At 59.3% G+C, this 26,589-nt stretch carries 24 protein-coding genes and 1 pseudogene; 15 read left to right on the forward strand and 10 right to left on the reverse strand.

Features of this window, described 5'->3' with window-relative positions; all coding sequences use genetic code 11:
- Nucleotides 1-14: 14 nt before the first annotated feature.
- The gene (locus CHN51_RS10470) at nucleotides 15-734 is read right to left on the reverse strand and encodes an SIMPL domain-containing protein (RefSeq protein WP_100093965.1); all 720 of its coding nucleotides are present in this window, start codon (nucleotides 732-734) and stop codon (nucleotides 15-17) included.
- A gap of 132 nt (nucleotides 735-866) precedes the next feature.
- Here CHN51_RS10470 and CHN51_RS10475 point away from each other — a divergent pair, with 132 nt between their 5' ends.
- Entirely contained in the window at nucleotides 867-1,286 is a 420-nt protein-coding gene (locus CHN51_RS10475) for a VOC family protein (protein ID WP_100095570.1), read from the forward strand.
- Nucleotides 1,287-1,295: 9 nt separating this feature from the next.
- Here CHN51_RS10475 and CHN51_RS10480 read toward each other — a convergent pair whose 3' ends face one another.
- On the reverse strand, nucleotides 1,296-2,915 hold the full coding sequence (locus CHN51_RS10480; protein ID WP_164089121.1) for a diguanylate cyclase: 1,620 nt from the start codon (nucleotides 2,913-2,915) through the stop codon (nucleotides 1,296-1,298).
- A gap of 215 nt (nucleotides 2,916-3,130) precedes the next feature.
- On the opposite strand from CHN51_RS10480, the gene gloB reads away from it, so the two are divergent.
- Together gloB and CHN51_RS10490 are read left to right on the forward strand one after the other, a co-directional pair.
- Nucleotides 3,131-3,853, forward strand: a complete 723-nt coding sequence (gloB, locus tag CHN51_RS10485; protein ID WP_100093967.1) for a hydroxyacylglutathione hydrolase — start codon at nucleotides 3,131-3,133, stop codon at nucleotides 3,851-3,853.
- A gap of 78 nt (nucleotides 3,854-3,931) precedes the next feature.
- Nucleotides 3,932-4,357, forward strand: coding sequence for a hypothetical protein (locus tag CHN51_RS10490; protein WP_100093968.1), 426 nt, complete (start codon nucleotides 3,932-3,934; stop codon nucleotides 4,355-4,357).
- Nucleotides 4,358-4,451: 94 nt separating this feature from the next.
- On the opposite strand, the gene CHN51_RS10495 is transcribed toward CHN51_RS10490, so the two are convergent.
- From CHN51_RS10495 to CHN51_RS10505, 3 genes are all read right to left on the reverse strand, one after another.
- Nucleotides 4,452-5,072: a hypothetical protein gene (locus CHN51_RS10495; protein ID WP_100095571.1), complete on the reverse strand. Its 621-nt coding sequence runs from the start codon at nucleotides 5,070-5,072 to the stop codon at nucleotides 4,452-4,454.
- Between the two features lie 279 nt (nucleotides 5,073-5,351).
- The gene (locus CHN51_RS10500) at nucleotides 5,352-5,609 is read right to left on the reverse strand and encodes a DUF2171 domain-containing protein (protein ID WP_100093969.1); all 258 of its coding nucleotides are present in this window, start codon (nucleotides 5,607-5,609) and stop codon (nucleotides 5,352-5,354) included.
- A 154-nt stretch (nucleotides 5,610-5,763) separates the two neighbouring features.
- Nucleotides 5,764-6,630, reverse strand: coding sequence for an extensin family protein (locus CHN51_RS10505; RefSeq protein WP_240616692.1), 867 nt, complete (start codon nucleotides 6,628-6,630; stop codon nucleotides 5,764-5,766).
- A 306-nt stretch (nucleotides 6,631-6,936) separates the two neighbouring features.
- Between CHN51_RS10505 and CHN51_RS20195 the strand changes: the two are divergent.
- From CHN51_RS20195 to CHN51_RS20205, 4 genes and pseudogenes are all read left to right on the forward strand, one after another.
- Nucleotides 6,937-7,266 (forward strand): annotated as a pseudogene (locus tag CHN51_RS20195) (IS5 family transposase); the annotation flags it as partial.
- A gap of 64 nt (nucleotides 7,267-7,330) precedes the next feature.
- Nucleotides 7,331-8,554: an IS256 family transposase gene (locus tag CHN51_RS10515; protein ID WP_100093971.1), complete on the forward strand. Its 1,224-nt coding sequence runs from the start codon at nucleotides 7,331-7,333 to the stop codon at nucleotides 8,552-8,554.
- Nucleotides 8,554-9,033, forward strand: a complete 480-nt coding sequence (locus CHN51_RS10520; RefSeq protein ID WP_100093972.1) for an IS5 family transposase — start codon at nucleotides 8,554-8,556, stop codon at nucleotides 9,031-9,033. Before CHN51_RS10515 ends, CHN51_RS10520 begins: the two co-directional genes overlap by 1 nt.
- Nucleotides 9,034-9,694: 661 nt before the next feature.
- A complete protein-coding gene (locus tag CHN51_RS20205; protein WP_240616694.1) occupies nucleotides 9,695-9,838 on the forward strand; it encodes a hypothetical protein in 144 nt (47 codons plus the stop codon).
- 883 nt (nucleotides 9,839-10,721) lie between these two features.
- On the opposite strand, the gene CHN51_RS10540 is transcribed toward CHN51_RS20205, so the two are convergent.
- Nucleotides 10,722-12,479 carry an AMP-dependent synthetase/ligase gene (locus tag CHN51_RS10540; RefSeq protein WP_100095575.1) on the reverse strand — a complete coding sequence of 586 codons (1,758 nt, stop codon included), beginning with the start codon at nucleotides 12,477-12,479 and terminating at the stop codon, nucleotides 10,722-10,724.
- Nucleotides 12,480-12,634: 155 nt separating this feature from the next.
- Between CHN51_RS10540 and CHN51_RS10545 the strand changes: the two genes are divergently transcribed.
- Entirely contained in the window at nucleotides 12,635-14,461 is a 1,827-nt protein-coding gene (locus CHN51_RS10545) for a gamma-glutamyltransferase family protein (protein WP_240616695.1), read from the forward strand.
- A gap of 14 nt (nucleotides 14,462-14,475) precedes the next feature.
- On the opposite strand, the gene CHN51_RS10550 is transcribed toward CHN51_RS10545, so the two are convergent.
- Nucleotides 14,476-15,513: a quinone-dependent dihydroorotate dehydrogenase gene (locus CHN51_RS10550; RefSeq protein ID WP_100093975.1), complete on the reverse strand. Its 1,038-nt coding sequence runs from the start codon at nucleotides 15,511-15,513 to the stop codon at nucleotides 14,476-14,478.
- Nucleotides 15,514-15,709: 196 nt separating this feature from the next.
- On the opposite strand from CHN51_RS10550, the gene CHN51_RS10555 reads away from it, so the two are divergent.
- Together CHN51_RS10555 and CHN51_RS10560 are read left to right on the forward strand one after the other, a co-directional pair.
- Nucleotides 15,710-16,873, forward strand: coding sequence for an isovaleryl-CoA dehydrogenase (locus CHN51_RS10555; protein WP_100093976.1), 1,164 nt, complete (start codon nucleotides 15,710-15,712; stop codon nucleotides 16,871-16,873).
- Nucleotides 16,870-17,715 (forward strand): hypothetical protein, encoded by an 846-nt coding sequence (locus CHN51_RS10560; RefSeq protein WP_100093977.1) that lies wholly within the window; start codon nucleotides 16,870-16,872, stop codon nucleotides 17,713-17,715. Before CHN51_RS10555 ends, CHN51_RS10560 begins: the two co-directional genes overlap by 4 nt.
- 27 nt (nucleotides 17,716-17,742) lie before the next feature.
- Here CHN51_RS10560 and CHN51_RS10565 read toward each other — a convergent pair whose 3' ends face one another.
- Complete coding sequence (locus CHN51_RS10565) at nucleotides 17,743-19,152, reverse strand: alkaline phosphatase PhoX (RefSeq protein WP_100093978.1); 1,410 nt, start codon at nucleotides 19,150-19,152, stop codon at nucleotides 17,743-17,745.
- Between the two features lie 80 nt (nucleotides 19,153-19,232).
- On the opposite strand from CHN51_RS10565, the gene CHN51_RS10570 reads away from it, so the two are divergent.
- From CHN51_RS10570 to CHN51_RS10585, 4 genes are all read left to right on the forward strand, one after another.
- The gene (locus CHN51_RS10570) at nucleotides 19,233-19,916 is read left to right on the forward strand and encodes a glutathione S-transferase family protein (RefSeq protein WP_100093979.1); all 684 of its coding nucleotides are present in this window, start codon (nucleotides 19,233-19,235) and stop codon (nucleotides 19,914-19,916) included.
- Between the two features lie 370 nt (nucleotides 19,917-20,286).
- Nucleotides 20,287-21,774, forward strand: coding sequence for a SulP family inorganic anion transporter (locus CHN51_RS10575; RefSeq protein ID WP_100093980.1), 1,488 nt, complete (start codon nucleotides 20,287-20,289; stop codon nucleotides 21,772-21,774).
- A 449-nt stretch (nucleotides 21,775-22,223) separates the two neighbouring features.
- Nucleotides 22,224-22,856 (forward strand): glutathione S-transferase family protein, encoded by a 633-nt coding sequence (locus tag CHN51_RS10580; RefSeq protein WP_100093981.1) that lies wholly within the window; start codon nucleotides 22,224-22,226, stop codon nucleotides 22,854-22,856.
- Between the two features lie 3 nt (nucleotides 22,857-22,859).
- The gene (locus CHN51_RS10585; RefSeq protein ID WP_100093982.1) at nucleotides 22,860-23,726 is read left to right on the forward strand and encodes a DMT family transporter; all 867 of its coding nucleotides are present in this window, start codon (nucleotides 22,860-22,862) and stop codon (nucleotides 23,724-23,726) included.
- Here CHN51_RS10585 and CHN51_RS10590 read toward each other — a convergent pair.
- Together CHN51_RS10590 and CHN51_RS10595 are read right to left on the reverse strand one after the other, a co-directional pair.
- The gene (locus CHN51_RS10590) at nucleotides 23,723-24,238 is read right to left on the reverse strand and encodes a sterol desaturase family protein (RefSeq protein WP_100093983.1); all 516 of its coding nucleotides are present in this window, start codon (nucleotides 24,236-24,238) and stop codon (nucleotides 23,723-23,725) included. The genes CHN51_RS10585 and CHN51_RS10590 overlap by 4 nt on opposite strands.
- A complete protein-coding gene (locus CHN51_RS10595; protein ID WP_100093984.1) occupies nucleotides 24,235-25,047 on the reverse strand; it encodes a hypothetical protein in 813 nt (270 codons plus the stop codon). The genes CHN51_RS10590 and CHN51_RS10595 overlap by 4 nt, the downstream gene beginning before the upstream one ends.
- Nucleotides 25,048-25,149: 102 nt before the next feature.
- Here CHN51_RS10595 and leuC point away from each other — a divergent pair, with 102 nt between their 5' ends.
- Nucleotides 25,150-26,580, forward strand: coding sequence for a 3-isopropylmalate dehydratase large subunit (leuC, locus tag CHN51_RS10600; RefSeq protein WP_100093985.1), 1,431 nt, complete (start codon nucleotides 25,150-25,152; stop codon nucleotides 26,578-26,580).
- Nucleotides 26,581-26,589 lie beyond the last annotated feature (9 nt).

Genomic DNA, 26,589 nt, shown 5'->3' on the forward strand with positions numbered 1-26,589 from the left:
ATCGCTGTGCCGCATCAATCCAGATAGAAATTCACCGTCGTGACCACGCGCACCTTCTTGTACGGCGTGTCGGTCACGCCATAGCCGCCGGCATCGCCATCGCGGCTGTTGATGCTGAAATAGCCCTGGGTGGCAGATTTGATGCCACCGACATCGGTGCCGCTGTCCTTGGCAAATTGTTCGGCCGACTTGCGCGCGTCCTTGGTGGCTTCGGCGACCATTTCCGGTTTGATCTCGTCGAGCTTGGTGAACGTATAGCTCATCCCCGACCCGTCCTCGAGGACGACGCCGCGCCGGACCAGATCAAATTGACGGGCAACGGCGGCCTGTGCCTTGTCGATATCATTGGTGCGCAGGCTCAGCCGCTGGCGGATGGTATATTGGGGGATACCGTTGCTGCTATATTGATTCACATTGGCGCCGGTCGGTTTGAGCGCGTCGGCCTCGAAACCGAGCTCCTTGAAAAATGAGGTGATTGCGGTTGTGTCGCGATCGATATCGGTCTGGGCGCTCTGCAGGTCGGTGGACTGGGCGCTATAGGCAATGGTCCAGGTGGCGAGGTCGGCGGTTACATCGCGCTCGGCCAGGCCGCGCACGGTGACGCTGCGGTCCGCCATCTTCGCGCGCAGCAGCCCGTCGCCCAGCAGATAGCCGCCAGCCACCAGCCCGACCGTCAGCAAAGCGGCGCTCGCCAGCCAGACCTTGTTCCTGCTCTCGATAAATTTCTCGCTCATCTCTCTTTCCCTCCGTCCCAAAGCCGCTTAGGCTGTTGCAAATGACCCGGTTCGTCTCTGCTGTAGCAGCGATGAACCGTTTCTGAATAGCGACGAACGGAGAATATTGTGGCCATAAAATATCTGCACACCATGCTCAGGGTCAGCGACCCGGAGGCGACCGTTGCCTTTTTCGGGCTGCTGGGTCTCGAGGAGGTGCGCCGCTACGACAGCGAGCAGGGCCGCTTCACATTGATCTTTCTCGCTGCGCCGGGGCAGAAGGATGTGGCCGAGGTTGAACTGACCTATAACTGGCCCGCCGAAGACGGCAGCGAACCGGAGCAATATGGCGGCGGCCGCAATTTCGGCCATCTCGCTTATGCGGTCGACGATATCTACGCCCTGTGCCAGAGCCTGATGGATGCTGGCGTGACGATCAACCGTCCGCCGCGTGACGGCCATATGGCCTTCGTGCGCTCGCCGGACAATATTTCGGTCGAACTGCTGCAGAAAGGCGACCGGCTGCCGGTGCAGGAACCCTGGGCGAGCATGGAAAATATCGGCGAGTGGTAAGCGTCTGATCTAGACCGAAGCGGTGCCGGCCGGGCTGGCCGGTTTCGACGCCGAAATATCGATCCAGACAATCTGGTTGCGGCCGTTGCCCTTTGCATCATAAAGACGCCTGTCTGCGGTTGCCATCACGCTGCGCAGCGTAACGCGCCGGGCGATTGCCGCGACACCGACCGAAAATGTGACCGGCTCCCGGATTTCCGGTACTTCCTCGTGCACCGCTTTGATCAGCGCCTCGCAGATTTCGGCCAGCTCATTTGCCGGATAGTTTCTCCGCTTTTCCCGGCCATCGTCCTTGATCAGGAGAGTGAATTCCTCGCCGCCGATCCGTGCGGCAAAATGCCCGGTCCCGTCCAGCAGCCTGCCGACAACCCGCAGCACTTCGTCGCCGACCTCGTGGCCATAACGGTCGTTGACCCGCTTGAAAAAGTCGATGTCGATTATCGCAAGATGGCTGTAGCGGTGATCGCGCTGGTTCTGCCGGAACGCGCGCTCGAAGGACCGGCGGTTGTTCATCATGGTCAGCCCGTCGGTATCGGCGAGCAGGGTCAGCTCCACCTGTTTGCGCAAGGTGCTCTTGTGCTGCTTGCGCAAGTGGAAAATCCGGTTGGCCACGCCGAGCGCGAGGATGATGGTCTCCATCACCAGCGCGAAATAGAGCCCGTAGTCAAGCGCCGGCCAGCCGATATAGAGGTCCATGCCCCGCGCTACCCGGTCCAGTCCGAACATCACGATCGGCGTCCAGCCGACGATCTGGTACCAGATCGCCCTGCTGCCGCGGCGCAGCGCGTGCCCCATCGCGTAGAGGACGATAAAAAATGCGGGCAGGAAAGACGCGTGATAATAGTTGCGGGCTTCCATATCATAGCCATCATTGATCCGCAGGACGAGAGCGGTCACGATGACCGGCAGAAAGGACGAGACCAAAATGCCCGTACGCAGCCATGGGGCGATCTTTCCCTGTTCGACGAAGCGCACCAGAAAAACGCCGCTGGCAGCAACCGCGATCGCCAGGGCCCAATAGTTGATCAGCATCTTGGTCAGCAGGCCGGTTCCGGGGAAGGCGAGGAATATCAGGCCGGACGAACTGAAAGTATAGACCACGGTCGCCGCGATCATCGCGCTGTGCCACAACATGAAGCTGTAACGCAGGGCGCCGTAGAAAAAAGCATGATAGAAAAGCGGCATGATTGCCATCCCGCACAACACCCCGAACATGATCGAGAGCGGCAGCTTCAGGCCGTCCCATTTCTCTTTCGACGCAAGCTGGATCAGCGAAATGCTGCTGGCCACTTTCGGTTCGTCGATCGCCAGATAGACATGGGTTATCCGGCTTCGCAGCTCGGGATTGTCCGTACCCGGCACGGCGAGCCCGTAATGTCCCTTTGGTCGCCAGCTGTCGATCACCTCCTGCTCGGAGAAGCGTGAAGAGAGCAGCGTGCCATTGTCGAGCAGCGCGTGGACCTGCATCGTGGTCAGGCCGTTATTGTCGCCCTGGACCTCGACCGTACCCGGCGGGAGCCGGTCGTCAAGAAACGGGACCTTGACCCAGACCCGCGGGCCTTCGAGGGCATATTTATTGTCGGAACAATCAAAGGGCTTGCCCGATTTCAGCAGGGTCGCGGCGGACATATCCGCAGCGCTGCTCTGCGTGCACAGCTTTCCAGCCATCTGGACCTGGGCAAGGGCAGGGGAACAGAGGCACAAAAAGGCCAGAAATGCGACAAGCAAGCGCAATTGACGCCCCTTTCCAAAATCAATGCTGCACAGCCCGTGCGATTAGGGTAAAACTCTTATTTTGCGGTTAAGCATCGACAGCATTAATTTTGCGGGGTAATTTGACGGCCATGCTTGAAATCATCCGAATAGCCGTATTGTCAGACAATTATGTCTGGTTGGTCCACGAACCGGAATCGGGGGAGACGATGGTCGTCGATCCCGCGGTCGCCGAACCGGTGCTGGCCGAAGCCGAAAAGCGCGGTTGGACCATCACCCAGATCTGGAACACCCACTGGCATCCCGATCACACCGGCGGCAATGCCGCGATCAAGGATGCGACCGGCTGCCGGATCACCGGCCCGGACGCCGAGAAAGAACGCATCCCGACGCTCGATGTGCTGGTGAAAGAGGGCGATACGGTCAAGCTCGGCGACGTGACCGCCGAGGTTATCGACGTGCCGGCCCATACCGCCGGTCATATCGCCTTCCACATCCCGTCGGAAAAAGTGGCATTTGTCGGTGACACGCTGTTTGCCATGGGCTGCGGACGATTGTTCGAAGGCACGGCCGAGCAGATGTATGACAATATGCGCAAGCTGGAGGCGCTGCCCGATGCCACGCGAATCTATTGCGCGCATGAATATACGCAGAGCAACGGTGAATATGCGCTGGTCGCCGAACCCGACAATCTGGCGCTGAAGGAGCGGATGGCGGAGGTTCTGACCCTGCGCGCGCGGGGCGAAGCCACGGTGCCGACAACGATCCGGCAGGAACGCGCCACCAATCCGTTCATGCGGGCGGCCTCGGCCGAGGAACTGGGCGCACGGCGGACGGCCAAGGATAGTTTCTGAAACCCCGACCGTTTCATCGCCGGTTCAGCCGACATTCTGCTATAAGGCGGAACGATAGGGATCGACAACAGGAGACGGATGATGAAAAAACTGCTTTTGGCCATTCCTGCGGCGATGCTGCTCGCCGCGCCCGCGACCGGCGGGGAAAAGGTCGAGCTCACCGAAAAACAGCAGGCGAAGCTCGACAAACAGCTTGAAGGGCGCAGCGCCGGCAAGGCGAAATCCTGCATCAACCGTAACGACCAGCGCAATATGACGGTGATCAGCGACGACATATTGATCTTCTCGTCCCGCCGCAACGCGAAGACCATCTATATCAACAAGCCGCCCGGCGGATGCCCCGGTGCGGACCGCTATATCCTGTCCTACCGGCGCACGACCAGCTCGCTCTGTTCCGGAGAGATTATCCAGCTGATCGACAATATGAGCGGGGCGACCATGGGCAGCTGCACCTTCGGCGATTTCGTGCCCTATACCAAGGATCTCTCGGTCGGTTCAAAATAGCCAGCCGCTGATGCCATATCGGAAACGGGATCGCGCGAAGCCAGGGCAGTGGCTGGCGCGGCCTGTTGCTTCCGACCGGGGAGTGGCGGCCGGTTCATAGTCCGGGGTCCTTGTCCCGTCTCTCCGCCTTTTCGTCCGTTTTCAGGGCAGCACGATGTTTTGCCAGACGCTTCTGATAGTCCGCACCGTCGCCATATTCCTCGAACAGGCGCTGCCGCTTGTGCTGGCCGCGGACCTTTAGCGCATGCTTGATCGGGCACCAATATTGCTCGGTGCGTCCGGCGACCTCCCGGACATAGGCGATCACGCCATTGGCATAGCTGCAATAGGTGCAGTTGATCTTCTCGATCGCGTTCAGATAGGACAGTTTCCCGCGGTCATAGACGATATAGTCGCGCCGCCGGACGCGCTCGATCCCGTAGGCGCGAAAGCAGACCGCCTGATAGATTGAGACCGACAGGTCGAGAAAGGCAAAGGGCAGCAGCAGCGCATAGATGAACGGCGCCGTAAGGATCACCGAAATCTGCGCCTCGGATATATAGCGCAGCACTCCGACGCGCAGCGACCGGTGCATCGCCTCGAGATCGCGGTCGAGTTCCGCCCGCCCCTTGTCCAGCCGCTCGCCCATCTCGGCCCGTTCCTCGGCGACCCGCACTTCAAGCTCCGCTTCCAGTTCGCGGATGCGATCGACAATGGCGCTTGCCTTGCTGTTCACTGATATGTCCCCTGTTGGCCAGCCGCCATATTTCACCGGTTTCGCCAGAAGGGCCAATCCGTATAGCTACCTAGCGCGGGGGATTGCCTTCTCCCGCGAGGGAGAAGGATAGGCGCAGTTGGATGAGGCTGTTCCGCTGCCGGGTTGTTGTGCGATCGTGGTCCGGTAAACCCTCACCCAGCTCCGACTAGGCAGCAAGCTGCCAAGTCTGCACAACCCTCTCCCTTGAGGGAGAGGGGGCAGAGCCGCTGGCATAATGTTACTGCTAATTCAGTCGGCCTATTTATCTTCTTCAAACATATTGACCGCATTTTCGCCGGTTGCCGAGAGGCGGATCTTGTCGCCTTCGAATTCGGCAATCAGGCCGACGGGCAGAAAGTGATGGGAAGCGCCTTTGCCGCTCTGGGTCTGCGGGCTGTCTTGCTTGGTCAGCTTGATCCGCTCGCCGCTATCGTCGAGATGGTCAACAATGCCGACGTGCACGCCGTCCGCGCCGATGACTTCCATATGTTCCTTGATCTGGCTCTTGTCTACCATGGGGATTTCCTTTTCTGTTTTCCTGTTGTGAAACCTACGTGCGGGGAGCGATCCTGTTCCAAATCAATCGGAGGAGCGATCATCATTGACGGAACATCGGGCCCGCTCCCGATATCGCTCTAGCTCCTCGCTTGCGGGCGCGGGATACGTAATATTACTGGCAAAATTGCGAGCCGCCGCGGCTCGCTTGATCGAAATGCAGGTGATCCGCATGCGCCTCGTTATAGTCCGGTGACAGGGTCGTCGCGAACAGGGTGCAGGCGCCGTCGCGCACCTCCCTGAGAAAGCGCGACCGCTCGTCATCCGCGTTCCAGTGGCCGGCAACCGAGACCGTGCGCCCGTCGGCGAGGCGGAAGGCGGCGATGTCGATCGCGTTGGCCGTGGCATGTTCGCTGTAATTGCCCGTCTGCCCGCCGCCGATCCGCCGGCAGCTGTAACTGCCATACGTGGAGATCGACGCGACCGTGCTGCCGAGATGGCGGGCAGCGGCGGCTTTGACGATCTGATTTTCCCACAACACCAGGCTGACCGCCATCGGGCAACTGGTTTTGGCGGCGGGGCTATAGGCGATCGCCTGCGGCTGGTCGCGGGTGAGCGTGACCCCATTGTCATAGCCGCATTGCGGGCCGGCGGTGACCGGCGGCAGGGGTGAATAGCTGATGGCCGCCTCCTCGAGCAGCGCATGGCAAAAGGGCGTATCGTCGGCAAGCGCGTCGATTTTCCGGGTGGTAAACGGCCCGATCGGCGCGGCCAGCGCCAGCGGCGTCCATGGCATGCGGTAATCGTGCCTGATCCATTCGTAACCGCGCAGAGCCAGCGCCAGAAAGACCACCAGCAGGATCGTCCGGAAAGAGATGGTCACCGGCCCTTTTGCGCTGGCGCTGGTCGCCGGAGGCAACCGGGCTTGCGCCGCGCGAAAAACCCGATCGCGCTCGCCTTGCCGGCCCGCTTCCAGCGCGCCCGCGCGGGAAGCCGCGAAATATCCTGACTGTTTTTCGGTGCGTTTTGCATATCCATCCAACCAGCGCGCCCCGAAAAAGTTCCCTTTGCTGCTGGCCGACGACCATGCGACGCCGATCTCGCGCGAAGCCACGAAGACGCGAAGTATATGCTGGGAGCCGTCTCCTTCACCTTCTCCCGTAAGGGAGAAGGATACGAAGCCTTGTCCGAAGGATTAGGCGCAGTTGGATGAGGGTTTTCCGCTGGTGGGTTGCCGTGCAAACAGGGGCCGGTAAACCCTCACCCAGCTCCGACTAGGTTGTGTACTCATAAAGGGGATTCCCATAGCGCAATAGATGTGATTCACTGTCTTTAGAGGAGGTGTATCATGGCACGATTTGATTTGAGTGATGCGGAGTGGTCGATTATCGCTCCGCTATTGCCCAACAAGCCGCGCGGCGTGGCGCGGGTGGATGACCGGCGGGTACTAAACGGTATTTTTTACATTTTGCGCACGGGCTCGCCCTGGCGGGACCTTCCGGCACGCTATGGCCCGTACACGACGGTCTACAATCGCTTCAACCGATGGGCGAAGGCTGGTGTTTGGATTAATATATTCAATGCCTTGGCAGCAGGTTCGCCAGAATCCATGGCATTTATCGACAGTTCCATCATTCGCGCTCACCAGCATTCCAGCGGTGGTAAAAAGGGGGCCCGGATCACGCGGGAGTGTCATAAATTCCGTGTGTCGTGGGGCATAATGGGTAAAAAGGAGTCCCACTATGTCACGACGCAAAGAGCCGACGATCCCGGCAGGTTTACTGGATCAACTTTTAGCAGGCACCGATGCAGCTTCTGCGCTGGATCAGGGAGGATTGCTGGATTCGCTGAAGAAGGCGCTCGCCGAACGGGCGCTGAATGCCGAGATGGATTATCATCTGGGCGGCGACGAACAGGCTGGTAACAGCCGCAACGGCTATGGCCGCAAGCGTGTCATCACCGATAGCAGCAAGATCGAGATCGAGGTGCCGCGCGATCGCGCTGGTAGCTTTAATCCGCAGTTGATCGCTAAATACCAGCGCCGGTTTCCCGGTTTTGATGATAAAATTATCTCCATGTATGCGCGCGGGATGAGCACGCGGGAGATAACCGGGCATTTGCGTGAGCTATACGGCATCGACGTATCGCCTGACCTGATCTCGACCGTCACCGACGGTGTTTTGGAGGAAGTTACCGCCTGGCAGCAGCGCCCGCTTGATCCGGCCTATCCGCTGGTATTTTTTGACGCCATTCGCGTTAAGATCCGCGATGAAGGCATGGTCCGCAGCAAAGCTATCCATATCGCTCTTGGCGTCCGCGCCGATGGCCGCAAAGAGGTTCTCGGCCTGTGGATCGAACAAAATGAAGGTGCCAAATTCTGGCTGCGGGTCATGAATGAGCTTAAAAACCGCGGCACCGAGGACATCATGCTGGCCGTTGTTGACGGTCTCAAGGGATTTCCTGATGCGATAACAGCGGTGTTCCCTGAAGCTGTCGTCCAGACATGCATCGTCCATCTGCTACGTAACAGCATGGATTTTGTGGCATGGAAAGATCGCAAGCCGCTGGCGGCAGCCCTCAAGGCCATTTACCGCGCTGTTGATGCCAAGGCTGCCGAGGACGCGCTGACTGCTTTTGAAGCCAGCGAATGGGGTCTGCGTTATGCCGCCATCGCCCAGAGCTGGCGGCGGGCATGGAATGAAGTTATTCCATTCTTCGCCTTTCCCGAGGCGGTACGCAAAATCATCTACACGACGAATGCTATCGAAGCCCTGAACTCAAAGCTCAGACGGGCAGTCAGGGCCAGAGGGCACTTCCCCAATGACGAGGCGGCAACGAAATTGCTCTATCTGGTCTTGAACAGATCAGAAAAAGAGTGGAGAATGCCACCACGTGAGTGGACCATGGCAAAGGCCCAGTTCGCAGTTATCTTCGGCGAACGCTTCATCAAAGCCATGGCGGCATAATGTCTAACAGCCCCACGACACACGGAATTTATGACACTCCCGATCACGCCATTGGTCTCTCTCGTGGGGGACTGAGTACCAAGCTGCATGCCGTGGTCGATGCCGAGGGCTTGCCAATCCGTCTCGCCCTGTCGCAAGGCCAGATATCCGATCATGCGGCCGCCGCCGGTCTGGTCGCCAGCCTGAAACGCCTACGCCATCTCGTCGCCGACCGGGGTTATGATGCCCGCGCCCTGGTCGAACAGGTCGAGGCCATGGGTGCCACAGCCCATATCCCAACCCAGCGCAATCGCAAGATACAACGCTCAGTCGCCGCGAACATATATCGTCAGCGCAATCTGGTCGAAAGATACTTCTGTAAACTCAAGCACTTCCGAAGATGTGCCACCCGCTTCGACAAGCTCGCCAGAAACTTCCTCGCCACCGTCGCACTCGCGTCAACCAGACTCTGGCTAAGATTTTATGAGTCCACGACCTAGGCAGCAAGCTGCCAAGTCTGCGCAACCCTCTCCCTTGAGGGAGAGGGGATTGGTGCAACTGTCATCGTCATTTTAAGTAAACAATTTTACGAAAATCATCCTATCGGCGGATATTCTTTCTACCTGAATGAAGTCCATGTTGCCGTCTTGACCAAAGCATCCCGACAGCCCACATTTTTTGTCGATGGCTCTGGACACTTCAAGCGTCAAGCGATCTAGGCAAGGCTTGTCAGCGGTTATTTTGACCGCGTACGCTGGATCAGAACTGTAGTCATTTTTTCCGTATTGAAAGTTTTTTATATTTGCAGATTTACAAATCGAAAGATCGGTAACTTTTGAGAAATATTCGGGATTTTCGGGCCTATAAGCTGAGCAACTGATGACTAACATCGAGCCAGTGAAAACACTAAGGACGCGGGTACACGACATTAGAATCCTTTCCTGTTGCGCCAGATGCAGCTGGTTGTGGGTTATGGCGAAAGTTCACCGAAGACACGAGACTGCGTCTCTTTTGCTCCCCCCACTACTTCTTATACAACCCGTCCAGCCGCTCCTGATACCGCTCCCGGATCAAATGCAAATGCCACGCGCCATACGCCGTCAGCGGCATTGAAGCGCAGTTCCTTCATGTTGGCATGTCTTGAACCGATAGGGTGTCGGCATGCGGCCTGTCAAGCTGTGGACCATAGATTTCCAGCAACCCTGTTATCGCGAGCAGTTCATCCTGAACAGCCTCGTCGAGTTTCGCGAACTCGCTTTCGAAATCTACATGAAACTCAACGTCCCAAGTCATGGCTTTATATAGCTTGAAGGCTATTTTCCTTTAAATAGCTCTGAGGCTATATTTTAATTAATCAATCCAGCGTTTGTAAAAGATCAACTGTCCAAAACTCGAAACGTCGAGTGATCGAGTTAGTCTATCCTCCCGTCATTGGGCTCGCACGAAGCCACGAAGACGCAAAGCGAGCTTCACCTTCTTCCGTGAGGGAGAAGGATACGAAGCCTTATCCGAAGGATTAGGCGCAGTTGGATGAGGGCGTTCCGCTGGTGGGTTGCTGTGCAACTCGGGGGCGGTAAACCCTCACCCAGCTCCGACCAGGCAGCAAGCTGCCAAGTCTGCGCAACCCTCTCCCTTGAAGGAGAGGGGATTGGTGCGTTTGGTATACTGGTACCGTATATCCCTGTAATTCGTTACAGTGACTGAGGCTTGAAAGCTTCAATGGAAACAGGCATATTATTGCGACTGACGATATACTTGTTAAAAACTTTTTTTGTCACCAGGGGAATGGTATATTCCGTGGGTGGTGTTTTTCACAACGCTAGGTGGTTTCAAATATGAGAAACATATTATGGGTATCTAGTAAACTTAGATTTATGGCCACTTTTCTTGGAATATCTGCGTTTCTATTTTTCTTGGATTTTACCTACAACTTCACAGGCGCGTTAAATTTTCAGCTAGCTCCAGATCGTCGTGTTATAATACAAGCCATTTGTATATTTGTAGTCCTTGCATCTATTTTGGTTAAGGACACAATCGAAAAAAGAGAGCAGGTAAAATAAGCGGCTGACATAGATATTATCATTTATATTGCGGCTACGGTGTGGATTACAGAGATAGGTGCAGTAATCCCTATATATTAAACGAAAAATGCTTCTTTTCAGGCATCTTTCCTACTCCCCCCAACCCACTACTTCTTATACAACCCGTCCATCCGCTCTTGATACCGCTCCCTTATCACATGCCGGCGGATCTTCATGCTCGGGGTCAGTTCTTCATTTTCGATCGCGAAGGGTTCGTCGGCGAACTCAAACCGGCGGACTTTTTCGATGACCGAGAGGTCCTTGTTGACCCGGTCTACCGCTTCGCGCACCGCGGATTTGAACGCCGGGTTCGCCTGCAGCGCGATGAAGTCATATTTCATGCCCTGCTCGCGTGACCATTCGAGCGCCCATTCGGGGTCGGGGACGATCAGGCCGACCATATAGGGTTTCTTGTCGCCGCTGATCATCGCCTGCAGTATTTCCGGCTGGATGGTGAGCATGCCCTCGACCTTTTGCGGGGCGATATTGTCGCCCTTGTCGTTGACGATCAGGTCCTTCTTGCGGTCGGTGATCGCGACGCGTCCGGCCTCGTCGATATGGCCGATATCGCCGGTGTGCAGCCAGCCGTCCTTCAGCACCTTGTCGGTCTCTTCCTGGTTGCGCCAATAGCCGTGCATGACCAGCTCGCCGCGGACCAGGATCTCGCCGTCTTCGGCGATCTTCACTTCGGTATCGACCATCGGCGGGCCAACCGTGTCCATTTTCAGGCCGGTGCGCGGGCGGTTGCAGGCGATGATCGGGCCGGATTCGGTCTGGCCATAGCCTTGCAGCAATGTGAGCCCGAGCGACTGGAAGAAGGTGCCGATTTCCGGGTTGAGCGGGGCGCCGCCGGAGACCATCGCCTTGATCCGTCCGCCAAAGCGTTGTTGCACTTTCGGGCGCAGCGTCTTGTCGAGGAACAGGTCCATTAGCTTGTCGCGCTTGCGGCCCTTGCCCTCGGCTTCGCGTGCGCCGATGGCGAGCGCCTTGCCGAGCAAATAATTGGGCATCTTGCCCTGTTTCTCGACCGTCTTGATCAGCCGCGCGCGGAGCACTTCGAACAGGCGCGGGACGACGACCATGATCGTCGGGCGCACTTCCTCGATATTCGAGGCGAGCTTCTCGAGGCCCTCGGAATAGAAAATCTGCGCGCCGAGACCGATCGGGAAAAACTGGCCGGCGCTATGTTCATAGGCGTGGCTGAGCGGCAGGAAGGAGAGGAAGACCTCGTCATCCCAGCCAAAGTCGCTTTCGATCACCTCGGCGGGCCCCTTGGTATTGTGCAGGATCGCGCCGTGATGCTGCATCACGCCGCGCGGCTTGCCGCCGGTGCCGCTGGTGTAGATGATGCAGGCGGTCTCGTCGCGGGTGATGCTGGCGACCTGCTCGGTCACTTCGGCGACATCCGCGTCGCTGCCCTGGACAAGCTTGTCCCAGCTGTACAGGTCGAAATCGCCGGACTGGCCGATGCGCAGGTCGTTGATGCCGATGATGATATTGGCGTCGGCGGAGCTGATCACCGACGGCAGCAGGTTTTTCGCCAGCTTGATGTCGGAGACGATCACCGCATGGGCGCCGCTATTGTCGAGAATATGCTGGTGATCGGCGGGGGTGTTGGTGGTGTAGGTCGGCACGGTGATGCAGCCGGCCGCCATGATGCCGAGATCGGCGATACACCATTCGGGGCGGTTCTCGGAGACCAGCATCACCCGGTCGCCCTTTTTCAGGCCGATGCGTTTCAGCGACTTGGCCAGCGCCGCAACCTGCCGCGCCGCTTCGGTCCAGCTGATCGCCTGCCAGGCGCCGTCGATCTTGGCGCTCAGAAACGGCTTGTCGCCCCCCTGGCTGGCGCGGTCGAAGAACATCGACACCAAATTGGAATATTGGTCAATTTCGAGATAACGGTTTTTCGGCTGTTTCTGGCCCACGCAACATTTCCTCTCTCACGCTCCGGATTGGTTCCGGGCTTGGATCATAGAGCAAGGACTAGCGCGGTTGAAACCGCTGGGCAATTCTTTAGGTGAAATCTGTTGCCGGCATGCCGGCCGGTGCCAGCACCGTCACTGCCAATGGACATGGCCGTTGGACCTGGTCTATAGCTTCCGCCCATATGAAAATGTCCCGTCTTATCGCTGCTGCGGCAGCGCTTCTCACCGCTTCCTGTGCCCAGACCGGGCAAATTGAAACCGCCACTAATCCGGTGTCAGCCGCTCCGGCAACGCAGCAGGACGAGCCATTCGTTATTGCCGCCAATCCGCTGGCGGCCAAAGCGGGGCAGGATGTTCTGAAACGTGGCGGCAGCGCCATAGATGCGGCGATTGCCGTGCAGGCGATGCTGTCGCTGGTCGAACCGCAAAGCTCCGGGCTCGGTGGCGGCGCGTTCCTGACCTATTTGGACGGCGCGACGGGCAAGCTGACCATTTACGACGGCCGGGAAACCGCCCCGGCACAGGCCAGCCCAACCATGTTCCTGGGGCCGGACGGCAAGCCGCTGGGTTATCGCGATGCCGTCACCAGCGGTCGCGCGACCGGCGTGCCGGGTGCCGTGGCGATGCTGGCGATGGTGCATGAGGACCATGGCGCGCTCGACTGGAGCAGCCTGTTTTCGGCGGCCGAGCGGACAGCGGAGGAGGGTTTTGTCATCAGCCCGCGTCTGGGACGCTTTCTGGGGATCCCTTTTCCGCAGCTGAGTACGCCCGACGCGACCGCTTATTTTGCCAAAGCCAATGGCGAGCGCAAGACCACCGGCGACCGGCTGAAAAATCCTGAATATGCAGACTTCGTAAGGCGCTTGGCAGCCAACGGGCCCGAAGCGCTCTATCGCGGGTCCACGGCGGCAAAGATTGTTGACAAGACCCGCGCCGCGCCGCTCGAAGGCCGGATGACGATGGCCGATCTGGCCGGCTACAAGCCGGTCAGGCGGGAGGCGCTATGCAACCCCTATCGCGTGTATCTGGTCTGCGTGCCGCCACCGCCGTCGAGCGGAGTGGCGCTGTTGCAACTGCTGGCGATGCTGGAAAAAACCGATATTGCCACGCGCGGACCGGAAGACCCGCAGGCATGGTTCCTGTTCGCCGAGGCGAGCCGGCTGATGTATGCCGACCGCGATCAATATGTCGGTGATCCGGCTTTTGCATCGGTCCCGGTCCAGGGCATGCTGGAACCGGCCTATGTCGCCTCGCGCGCGGCGCTGATCGGCGAGAGTGCAGCGACTTCTCCCCCCCAGGCCGGGACTCCACGCGGTGCGGTGCAGGCCGCTCCGGACAAGACATTGGAACCCGCCGGAACATCCCATTTCATTGTTCGCGATGCCCAGGGCAATGTGGTTTCGATCACGACGACGGTGGAATCGATTTTTGGCAGCGGCCGGATGGTCGACGGTTTCTTCCTCAACAACCAGCTTACCGATTTCTCATTCAGCCCCGTTGACGAGGATGGGCATCCTGCCGCCAATGCAGTGGCGCCGGGCAAGCGGCCGCGCTCGTCGATGACCCCGACCATAATGCTCGATAGTGACGGCAAGTTCGCCGGCGCTATCGGATCAGCCGGCGGCAACAGCATTCTTGCCTATGTGGCAAAGTCGCTGGTCGGTGCGATCGACTGGGACCTGTCGATGCAGGAAGCGCTGGCGCTGCCCAATCTGGTGGCGCGGGGCCCCAGATTTGGCGGAGAACTGGACAAGTTCGCGCCGGGCGTTGCCGACGGGCTGGCCGCGCGCGGGATTGATCTGAAACCGGGGCAGGGTGAGGATAGCGGCGTGCACGCCGTGATCATCCGCGATGGCAGGGTCGATGGCGGCTACGACCCGCGCCGGGAAGGTGTGGTGCTGGTGGGGACCGGCGAATAGCGTAGCAACCGGCTTTATGCCGCGCCGACTGCTTCGCTGATATTGGCAAAACCGTCCCGTTTGAGCAATTTGGCCAGCTGGCAGTTCATCGCCGCAGCGATGGTCGGGCCTTCGTAGATCATCGCGGTGTAGAGCTGGACCAGCGAGGCACCGGCGCGGATGCGTTCATAGGCGTCTTCCGCGGTGGCAATGCCGCCGACCCCGATCAAAGGGATTTTCCCGCCGCTGGCCTTGCGAAAATCCTTGAGGCGTTGCAGCGCGAGGCCCTTGAGGGGCGCGCCCGACAGGCCGCCGGTCTCGGACCGGTTGCTGGATTTCAGATCGGGCCGGGTGATGGTGGTGTTTGAAATGATCAGCGCGGCGATTTTCTGATCCATCGCAACATCGACAATATCGTCGATATCGGCCGGTTCGAGATCGGGCGCGACTTTCAGGAACACCGGAGCTTTCGATTTTCCCATTGCATCCATCACGGCGGCCAGCAGCTCGGCCAGAGCGCCCTTGTCCTGCAGCGCGCGCAAGCCCGGCGTGTTGGGCGAACTGATATTGACCGTCAGATAGTCCGCCAGCGGGGCCATATTCTTTGCGCCAATGACATAGTCGGCGATCCGGTCCGTGCTGTCCTTGTTCGCGCCGATATTGATGCCGAGCACGCCCTTGCCCATCCGCCCGCGCATTTTTTCGAGGCGGGGCAGGGCTTCCTGCTGACCGCGATTGTTGAAGCCGAGCCGGTTGATCACCGCCTTGTCCTCGACCAGCCGGAAGATGCGCGGCTTGGGATTGCCCGCTTGCGGCAGCGGGGTCAGCGTGCCGACCTCGGCAAAGCCGAAACCCATGCGGATCAGGGCGTCGGGCACTTCGCCATTCTTGTCAAAGCCGGGGGCCATGCCGATCGGGTTGACGAAGTCGAGACCGGCCACTGTGGTCGCCAGAACGGAATCGCATTTCGGCGCGGGGCCCATCGGGACTGTCTTGAGTCCGGCGATGGTCAGGCCATGGGCGCGCTCCGCTTCGAGCGCGAAGATGAAAGGCTTTGCAAGGTTATAGAGCATCGCCGCGCTATGGCATTGGATGGAATATTGAGCAACGCAAAACCCTTGTGTTCCCGCGAAGGCGGGAATCCATCTCCCGACCTGCGTTCTTGACGCAATAGCAGGAGATGGACCCCTGCCTTCGCAGGGGCACACTAAGCTGGAAACCCGAATATTATCTGCTAAACCGCTCCCAGAAAAACATTGAGGACTCAAGATGATTGCCACCCCACAATTTGATTTCCAGCTTGGCGAAATGGCGGACCAGATCCGCGACACCACGCGCCGCTTTGCCGAAGAGAAGATCATGCCTTTGGCCCAGAAAATGGACCGCGAAGACTGGTTCCCGCGCGAGCTGTGGGAGCAGATGGGCGATCTCGGCCTGCACGGAATCACGGTCGACGAGGCTGACGGCGGTCTCGGGCTCGGCTATCTCGAACATGCGATCGCGGTCGAGGAAGTCAGTCGCGGCAGCGCGGCGCTCGGCCTCAGCTATGGCGCGCACAGCAATCTGTGCGTCAACCAGATTCGTCGCTGGGCCAGTGCGGAACAGAAAGCGAAATATCTGCCGAAGCTGATTTCCGGCGAACATGTCGGTGCCCTGGCGATGTCCGAGGCGGGGGCCGGCTCTGATGTGGTTTCGATGAAGCTCAAGGCCGAAGCAGTGCAGGGCGGCTATGTCCTCAACGGCACGAAATTCTGGATCACCAATTCAACCGACGCCGATACTTTGGTGGTCTATGCCAAGACCCGGCCGGAAGCCGGATCGGGCGGGATCACGGCCTTTCTGATCGAAAAGGACATGAAGGGTTTTTCCATCGGCCAGAAGATCGAGAAAGTCGGGATGAAGGGCAGCCCGACCGCAGAGCTGGTGTTCGACGACTGCGAAGTGCCGGAGGAAAATGTCATGGGACCGCTCAACGGCGGCGTCGGCGTGCTGATGTCCGGTCTCGACTATGAACGCGCTGTATTGGCCGCGATCCCGCTCGGCCTGATGCAGGCCTGCATCGACACGGTCATCCCCTATGTCCGCGAGCGCAAGCAGTTCGGCAAGCCGATTGGCAGTTTCCAGCTGATGCAGGGCAAAATCGCCGACATGTATGTCCGCCTGAACAGCGCCCGCAGCTATGTCTATAATGTCAACAAAGCCTGCGACGCCGGACAGACCACCCGCTTTGACGCAGCAGGCGCGGTGATGCTGGCCTCCGAAAACAGCGTGCGGGTCGCAGAAGAATCCGTGCAGGCTCTGGGCGGTGCGGGATACACCACCGACTGGCCGGTCGAGCGTTATTGGCGGGACAGCAAGCTGCTCGACATCGGCGCGGGCACCAACGAAATCCGCCGGATGCTGATCGGACGGGAACTGATCGGGGCTGGATGATGTTCAGATGGCTTGGTGCATTTTTGCTGCTTGGTTTGTCGCCTTTGTTGCCGCTAAACGCATCTGAACGGCAGGTCGGTGATGTTTATGAACTCCGGCTATCATATAAAACCAGCAGTATGAACAGCGAGGGGCAACAAACCGGTAGTTCATCAGGTCATCAAACCATGATTGAGCGCGTCATCGCTTTTACACCGGAAGGCATTGAGTTAGAAATTGACCTTCCGACCGATAAGGCCCGAGCCGGGGAATGGAAATTTCCAGCTCGCATATTCAAGCCGATAAATGGCCCGCTTCGCCTGTTGAACGAACCAGAACTAGAAGAGAGATTGGAAGCGTGGCTGAAGAAGGCTGATTGGACACGAGAAGTGTGCGGTCAATGGATTTTCACTTGGAATGCTTTTCTCATAGATTGCGACCCCTACTCCGCTATCAGCATTTTTGAAGCTCATAGTCTCGAATCTTCAAAATATTTTGAGGGTGCGGAGTTCATGGTTGAAGGCGCATCTGGTTCAGCGATTTTGGAAACTGCGACGTCGGAGGCAGGCGAGGCGGTCTTGACGGCGCGTCTTCCTATCGACCCAGGTTTTATCTGTCGGCAACAAGCCGAGAGCGACGTTGTGGTTGGCCAGATTACTGGTGAAAAGGTGACATTGGCTGATGCAACTAATTTGCGGTGCCAAGCTGATCTAGCGGGAACAATCACCGAGACCTATTTCCCCGCCACAGAAGGCAGTCATCCCAGACGCGTTCGTGTCAGTCATTTGACGACGACCGATGCCGACGGCAATCAAACGATCCAGAAGCGCACCGAAACGTTGCAACGCAAATTGATTCGCTAGAAGCCCGATTTCCGCCATTGCCGACCATTAGCCCCGCAACGTCTCCCAAGGCCCATTGATCGCATAAGTATAGCCCGGTTCCTGCACATTGACGAACAGCGTCGTGCCGTCGGGCGAGAAGCAGGCGCCGCAGAATTCGCTTTGGTCCTTGTGGGCGTTGCGGGCGATGTCGTAGATTTTGCCGTCGGGTGTCAGGCCGCGCAGATATTGATCGCCGCGCCCGTCTTCGCAGAGGATGATATCGTTCCACGGCGCGACCACCAGATTGTCGCACATGTCGAGGGAATCGGCGTTGGCGGATTCGTAGAATAGCTGCAGATATCCGCCGGCCTCCGGACCGGCGTCCGGGTTCTGGTCGGGCGTGTAGCGCCAGATCTGGCCGACGCGTTGGGCGCCGCCTTCGGTGCAGGTGAAATAGAAGTCGCCCGTCGTGCCATCGGTGCGCAGCGCATAGTCCAGCCCTTCTCCGCGCATGAAGCGGGCGGCGCCAGCGGCATGGCCACGCTGCGCCAGGTCGCCGTCCGGCGCCTCGACATCATCCAGATTGATCCACTCGACGACATAGTCCTGGCCGACGGCAAAGGGTTCTTCCGCATTGCCACCCCAGTCCTCGGGCCAGTTGGATGTGACGGCGGATTTCCGGTTGGTCAGCGCCAGCGCCTGCAGACGCCCCCCTTCCTGCAACTCGCCGCGCACATTGGGAATGAAGCGGTAGAACAGGCCGTCGCGCGCATCTTCGGTCATATAGATTATGCCGGTTTTGGGGTCCACCGAAGCGGCTTCATGTGCGAAGCGGCCCATGGCCTTCAGCGGGATCGCGTCGATCAGGCCGGTGGCGCTGGACGGGGTCTCGAAGACAAAGCCGTGATATTTGCCCGGTCCCTCTTCCGGTTTGAGCATTTCTTCCTCGCAGCTGAGCCAGCTGCCCCACGGGGTCGGACCGCCGGCGCAATTGGCCGCAGTGCCGGTCAGCACCAGAAAATCCCGCTCCATCCTTTTATGTTTCAGGTCATAGACGAGCTTGGTCACCCCGCCGAAAAAGGGTGAGCCGTCTTTCTTGCGGTCATAGAGTTGGCTGTCCGACACCCGGTCCAGCAGTTCATTGCCCTTGCCGAACGGGCTGCCGACGGGGACGCTGTTCCAATTCTCGTGATTGCGCATCAATATGCATTTGTCGGTATCTTCCGGATGGGCGAAACAGGCCATGCCGTCGGGACGGCCGGGACGGTAAAAGCCGTCGGACATCATGCCGCCCGCCTCGCTGATCAACGTATAGGAAAAGCCTTCGGGCAGATCGAGCCGTTTGGCCGGATCGGGCAGGAGAGTGAACGCGCGATTGGCGCTGTGCGCGCGGGCGCAACCGGCCAGCGAGACGGAGGCATAGAATAAGCCTACGGCCTGGGCGGAGCGGATAAAATCTCTTCTGGATAAAGTCATCGTTCAATCTTCCCGTTGTCGGTGCTAGCATAGCCAGGTGCCAATGTCGCCGGCTCTTACAGACCAAAGAAAACAGATTTATGACCTACACGCTGATCACCGCCAACCGCAACTATTCCAGCTGGTCGCTGCGGCCATGGGTCCTGATGAAGGCGCTGGATATCCCGTTTACGGACGAGATCATCTATTTCGAAGAAGATAATTATGACCGGTTCCGGACCTTTGCCCCCAACGGGCAGGTGCCCTGTCTGAAAGATAATGGTCAAACCATCTGGGATTCGCTGGCCATCATGGAATATCTGGCGGAGCGGCATCCCGGCTGCTGGCCGGAAGACGAAAAGGCGCGGACATGGGCGCGCTGTGCGGCGGCGGAAATGCACGGCGGCTTTGCGCCGCTGCGCAATATCTGTCCGATGAATGTCGGCGTGCGGGCGCGGTTGCACGCGGTCGAGCCGGCACTGCAACGCAATCTCGACCGGATCGGCGAACTGTTCGCGCAGGGGCTGGATGATTTTGGCGGGCCATGGCTGGCCGGTGACCGGTTCACCATCGTCGATGCCTTTTATGCGCCGGTGGCCTATCGCGTGCGCAGCTTCGATCTCGACATCGGCGAAAAGGGGCGGGCGTGGGTTGACCATATCATCGCGCATCCGGCTATGCAGGACTGGGAGCGGCAGGCGCTGGCCGAACCGGAGCGCGAAATTGCTCATGAAGAGGAGATCGCGGCGGTAGCGACGATAACGGCGGATTTCCGGGTGAGATAGTTCCCCGGCGAAGGCCGGGGCCCATCTCGACAAATTGCGGTGCACGGAATGGATGGTTTGCTCCCAGACTGGCGTCTTCGAGGAATCCTCGCCTTCCCTTCAGACGGAAATGCAGTGATGGACCCCTGCCTGCGCAGGGGAACAGGATGGGCGGTTAGTGTGGTTGTGCTTCGCATTAGTTCGGGAGCCGTGCCGTCGCGACGCAAGCTTTTGCCTCCAAAGCTCCGCATCAAGTGCGGAGCACCTTTCGCAAGCTTTGCATTCAGGGCATAGCCCAGTCCGCTAAACTTGACTGAATCCTGCCCTTCCGGCAAAGGCACGTCTTTCCAATGCTGCGGCGCAGCATTTTTTCAACCAATGGAGCCTGCCCATGGCGATTCACAGCGATTTTCGGCGCGACTGGCTGTCGAACCCCAAAACCGAATTTCTGGCCGGACTGGTGGTTGCGCTGGCGCTGATTCCCGAGGCTATCGGCTTTGCGATCATCGCGGGTGTCGATCCGCGCGTGGGCCTCTATGCGAGCTTCTCGATCGCCGTGATAATCTCGATGGTCGGCGGACGCCCGGGGATGATCAGCGCGGCGACCGCTGCAGTCGCGGTGCTCGTGGTGCCGCTGGTCCGCGATCATGGCGTCGAATATCTGTTCGCCGCGACGATCCTGATGGGGATATTCCAGGCAATTGCCGCGTTCCTGCGGCTCGACCTGCTGATGCGTTTCGTATCGCGCTCGGTAATCACCGGCTTCGTCAACGCGCTGGCGATCCTGATTTTCATGGCACAGATTCCGCAGATGACCGGCGAAGCCTTTACCTGGGAGACCTATGCGATGATCGCCGCGGGTCTGGCGATCATTTATGGCTTGCCGAAGATCACCACATTGGTGCCGTCACCGCTCGCCGCGATCATCGTGCTGGCCGGAATCAGCATGTATTTCCGGGCCGATGTGTTCACCGTGGGCGACATGGGCGAACTGCCCGACAGCCTGCCGTGGCTGCATATCCCGCAAATCCCGATCACCTGGGAGACGCTCCGGATCATCGCGCCTTATTCGCTGGCGATGGCGGCGGTCGGCCTGCTCGAATCGTTGCTGACGGCATCGATTGTCGACGACATGACCGAGACCCGCAGCGACAAGAAGCGCGAAACCTATGGCCAGGGCATTGCCAATTTCGTCACTGGCTGGATCGGCGGCATGGGCGGCTGCGCGATGATCGGCCAGTCGGTGATCAATATCAAATCCGGCGGCCGGCGCCGGCTGTCGACCTTTGTCGCCGGCGTGATGCTGCTCGTGCTGATCGTCGGGCTGGGCCAGTGGGTTGGCCAAATCCCGATGCCGGCGCTGGTCGCGGTGATGATCTTTGTCTCGATCAGCACTTTCCGCTGGAAAAGCTTCACCGAGATTACCCACCATCCATGGCCGTCCAATGTCGTGATGATCGCAACGGTTATCATGGTTGTGGCGACCCATGATCTGTCGATCGGCGTTCTCACCGGCGTGCTGCTGTCCGGCATTTTCTTCGCCTGGAAAGTCCGGCAACTGGTCACGATCCAGGATTTCGTTGAGGTCACCACCCATCGCTATGTCTTCGGCGGCCAGATTTTCTTCGGCTCGGTCGACATGCTTTACGAAGCGATGGAGTTTAACGAGGAAGGCATCGACAAGGTCATCATTGATGTCCACGACGCGCATTTCTGGGACATCAGCGCGACCGGCATGCTCGACAAGATTGTCGAGCGCCTGAAAAACGAGGGCAAGACGGTCGAACTGATCGGCATGAACCAGGCCAGCGCGACGCTGGTCGAGAAATATAGCGAGAATGACAAGCCGTTCGAGAGTCTGGGTGTGGTCGGGCATTAGGGCTGTTGGGCCCCTGCGCAGGCAGGGGCCCATCTCGAGAATTTGCGGCAAGCCCAATGGCGGGTGTGTTACCAGACTTGAGTTTAGCGCGTAAATGTTTCCTGCCCTCTCACCGCAACAGCAGAGATGGACCCCGGCCTGCGCCGGGGCACGTATCTCTTCGAAAATGGATGTGCTCCGGCGCAGGCCGGAGTTCGGACGATTGCGCAGGAACATTCTGGGCCCTGCCCTTCGGCAGGGAACAGGGACGGCCGGCTATGAGGTCTGTGCTCCGCACCTGATGCGGAGCCCTGCCGTCGCCACGCCTCCTTGAGCCTCCAGAGCTCCGCATCAGGTGCGGAGCACAAGACTCCGTTCGTGCCGAACCTGTCGAAGCACGCTAAGCACTAGCAATTTGTCCGTCGACAAGCCCCGGACGAACGGTATAGGTGGCGACAAAGGAGAACCCCATGATCAAGCTGCACCATCTCGAAACCTCGCGCTCGTCGCGCATCATCTGGCTCTGCGAAGAGGGCGGGATCGAATATGAGATGGTCCGCTATGCCCGCGATCCCAAAACGCGGCGCTCACCGGCAGCGCTCGCTGACGTGCACCGGCTCGCCAAGGCGCCGACGGTGGAAGTCGACGGCCATGTGATGGTCGAATCCGGCGCGATCCTCGAATATCTGGTCGAGCGGCACAGCGATGGCGCGCTCGGCGTGGCGGTCGACCATCCCGAACGGGCGAAATATCTCGAATGGCTGCATTTTGCCGAGGGCACGATGGGCATGAGCTTCATCATCACCGGTATCGCACCGATGCTGGGCGGACTGCCGGAACCGTGGAGCGGGTTCCTGAACTCGGAGGTCGGCAAGCTGCTCGACCATCTGGAAATCGAGCTGGAGGGCAAGGATTTCCTCGTCGCCGACAAGTTCACCGGCGCGGATATCAATCTGCATTATATGCTGGAGGGACGCGCGGTAATGGGCGAGCTGGAAAGCCGGCCCAATTGCAAACGCTATTTCGAAGCATTGGTCGCGCGGCCCGGCTATCAGAAGACGGTGGAACTGGGCGGTCCGGTGCTGATGGCCCGGCCTAGCTGACCGATGGCAAAATTCGAGGGCAGGCTTGCTACCGCCTGTCTGCTGGCCCTGACCCTTACCGCCTTTGCCGGCAATTCCCTGCTGGCGCGCGCGGCTCTGGCCGACGGCCAGATTGACTGGGCCGGCTATACGATCGTCCGGCTGCTCGCCGGCGGGCTTGTCCTGTCGCTGCTGATCGGAATGCGCAAGGGGCAGTCAGTCCTGCCCCAGCGCCAAGATGCGGTCGGCGCCCTGTCCCTGTTCGTCTATGCCGCGGCCTTTTCCTGGGCCTATATCGGGCTGGATGCGGGGCTGGGCGCGCTGATCCTGTTCCCCGCCGGGCAGATTACCATGCAGCTTATCGGCCTGACGCGGCAAATCGTGCCGTCGAGAGGACAATTGGCCGGGGCGGCTATTGCCCTCGTCGGTCTTGTCTATCTGATGATGCCGGGCGTAACCGCCCCGCCGCTGCTCAGCACATTGGCGATGATCAGCGCCGGGATGGCATGGGGTGTTTCGACCTGGGCCGGGAAGGCGGTTGGCGATCCCTCGCTGACCACGGCCCGCTATTTCGTCGGCGCCAGCCTGCTGACCTTGCTGCTGATCCCCTTGGTCGACTGGTCGATGTTCAGCTGGACGGGTGTCATCATGGCGGTCGTTTCGGGCGGCGTGACGTCCGCTCTGGGCTACGTCCTCTGGTATAATATGCTGGCCCGGATATCGATCACCAGCGCCGCCGTGTCGCAATTGTCGGTTCCGGCCATCGCCGCGATCGGCGGCGTGCTATTGCTGGGCGAAATATTGACGGCGCGGCTGCTGATCGGAGGGCTGATAATCTTTGCCGGTATCGGACTGACCAGCTGGGCTTCGATCAGAGCCAGCCGAAACTAGCCAACCGCATCCCGCACAACCGCTATTCCGGCTTCCCGCTGCTCCCGCAACTCGGCTTTCAGCTTCGCCGGATCGCGCGCAAAAACAAAGCCGAAGCTGACTCCGCCTTCCTTGCCGATGGTCGCATGGTGCAGCTTGTGCGCCTGTACCAGCCTTTTGGCGTAGCCGCCCCGCGGCACATATTTGAAATAGCGCTGGTGGACCAGACCGTCGTGGACCAGCGTGTAGATGATGCCGTAGAATAATATGCCGAGACCGATCCATGTGCCCGGCTCCCAGGCATTTGCGCCCAGAACAAGCGGGCTGCCGACGGCGAACATCGAAATGCTCATCACCGCGCCGACCAGACCGAAGAGATCGTTTTTCTCCAGCATTTTGTCATGCGGCTCGTGATGGTCGCGGTGCCAGCCCCAGCCGAAGCCGTGCATGATATATTTATGGCTCGCCCAGGCGATACATTCCATCGCGACAGCCGACGCCAGGATGGTAGCGAGGATCGCAAACAGGCTCATTGTTTCTGATCCATTTTCCGCACGCGTGGCCGGCCCTCGCTAACATCGGCCACCCACTGAAATTTGTTCTGAGTGGTGATCACATAGATCGGCATTCTGGCCGCAAAGGCAGAGAAGATATGAATCTCTGTTGGAACCGGATCGAGCACATGGGACACGGCAATGGCAACCGCTTCCTGACCCGGCTCGCCCGCGACCGGTAAAGCGAAGCAACTGGTCATGAATTGGCGTTGCTCGATTACTTTGCCATTTTCGACGGCAAAGCGATAATGTCCTCCCAGCGGAATGGTGAAATGGCTGGTCTGCGGCGTCAGCAAATAGACCAATATGGGGTCGCCTGCTTTCGCGGGAGGCAGGGTAACCAGATTAAAAGGGGATTTGCTGCACCTCTCCAGAGCCGATGCATCAATCGCCCTGCTCGCATCTATCAATTCAAGCTGTTTCGCACTCAATTCAGCCTCTTCACCGGCCAAAAGCCTGCGATCGCTAACCTTGCCATCGCCCCAGACCGCCGAATATACGCCCTGCAAACGGTCACCTTCGGGTTTCCAGAAGGTCACCAGCAGGCCGGTCTCCACGTTTGTGACGACCCATCCGCGGATTCCGCTGCCGTCCAGATCCTCGATATCTTCCCGCATGGCGTCGGTCGTGTGCCAGGCGGCCTGATCGTAGCGATACAGATCGAATCCGCGGTCCAAGGCCAGCTGCAGCGCCTGGTCTTCGGTGCTGGACCCGGCGTTCTCCTGCGCCAGGGTTGAGGTGCCGGACAGGGCCAGCAGGGCGATCAGGAGGGAGCGAATGATAATCATCTGGCGAAGATAGGCCTATTTGAATAGCAATTGAAGCCACTTCTGACTTGCACGGCCAATTGATCTGACTAAACGAAACACCATATTGGAAGTCAGGAGCTTATGACCGAACCGAAGACCCTCTACGAGAAAATCTGGGACGCCCATGTTGTCGACCAGCGTGCCGACGGCACGGCGCTGATCTATATCGACCGGCATCTGGTACATGAAGTAACCAGCCCGCAGGCCTTTGAAGGGCTGCGCAAAGCGGGCCGCAAGGTGCGGCGGCCGGATCTGACGCTGGCGGTGCCCGATCATAATCTGCCGACCACGGCGCGGCTCGATGCGCAGGGCAAGAAAATCCCGATCGCCGACCCGCAGAGCGCGGCCCAGCTGGAAGCGCTGGAGGCCAATGCGCCGGCCTTCGGTATCAAATATATCGGCGCCAGCGATATCAACCAGGGTATTGTCCACGTGATTGGTCCGGAGCAGGGCTTTACCCTGCCGGGTACGACCATGGTCTGCGGCGACAGCCATACTGCCGCGCATGGCGCACTGGGCGCGCTGGCCTTCGGCATCGGCACGAGCGAGGTCGAGCATGTGCTGGCGACGCAAACGTTGCAGCTGACCCGCTCGAAATCGATGGAAATCCGGGTCGAGGGCCTGCTTGGCCCCGGCATCAGCCCGAAAGACCTGATCCTTCATATCATCGGCGTGATCGGGACGGCGGGCGGCACCGGCCATGTCATTGAATATCGCGGTGAAGTGTTCGAACAGATGTCGATCGAGGGCCGTCTGACCGTCTCCAACATGTCGATCGAGGGCGGCGCGCGCGCGGGCCTGATTGCGCCGGATGAAAAGACATTTGCCTATCTGAAGGGTCGTCCGATGGCGCCCAAGGGCGCGGACTGGGATGCGGCCGTGGCCTATTGGAAGACGCTGCCGACCGACGAAGGCGCGAAATTCGACAAGAGCGTCACGATCAACGCCGCCGATGTGTCGCCGACCGTGACCTGGGGAACCAGTCCGGAGGATGTTGTCCCGGTGAACGGAATCGTACCGTCGCCGGAAAGCTTTGCCGACCCGTCAAAACAGGACGCCGCGCGCAAATCGCTGGATTATATGGGGCTCGAAGCCGGGCAGGCGCTGCGCGATGTGGCGGTGGAAAATATCTTCATCGGCAGTTGCACCAACAGCCGGATCGAGGATCTGCGGGCTGCCGCCGCGATACTGGAAGGCCGCAAGAAGGCCGGCAATGTGAAATGGGCGATCGTTGTACCGGGTTCGGGCCTTGTGAAGGCTCAGGCCGAAGCCGAAGGGCTCGACCGGATTTTCACCGAGGCCGGTTTTGAATGGCGCGAGCCGGGCTGTTCGGCCTGTCTTGGCATGAACCCGGACAAGGTGCCAGCAGGCGAACGCTGTGCATCCACTTCCAATCGCAATTTTGTTGGCCGGCAGGGCCCGGGTGCTAGAACGCATCTGATGTCACCGGCCATGGCTGCGGCTGCGGCAGTAACCGGTAAGCTCACCGACGTGCGCGAACTGACGAAATGAGAGGTTGAT

This window comes from Sphingorhabdus sp. YGSMI21, assembly GCF_002776575.1.
GTDB lineage: Bacteria > Pseudomonadota > Alphaproteobacteria > Sphingomonadales > Sphingomonadaceae > Parasphingorhabdus.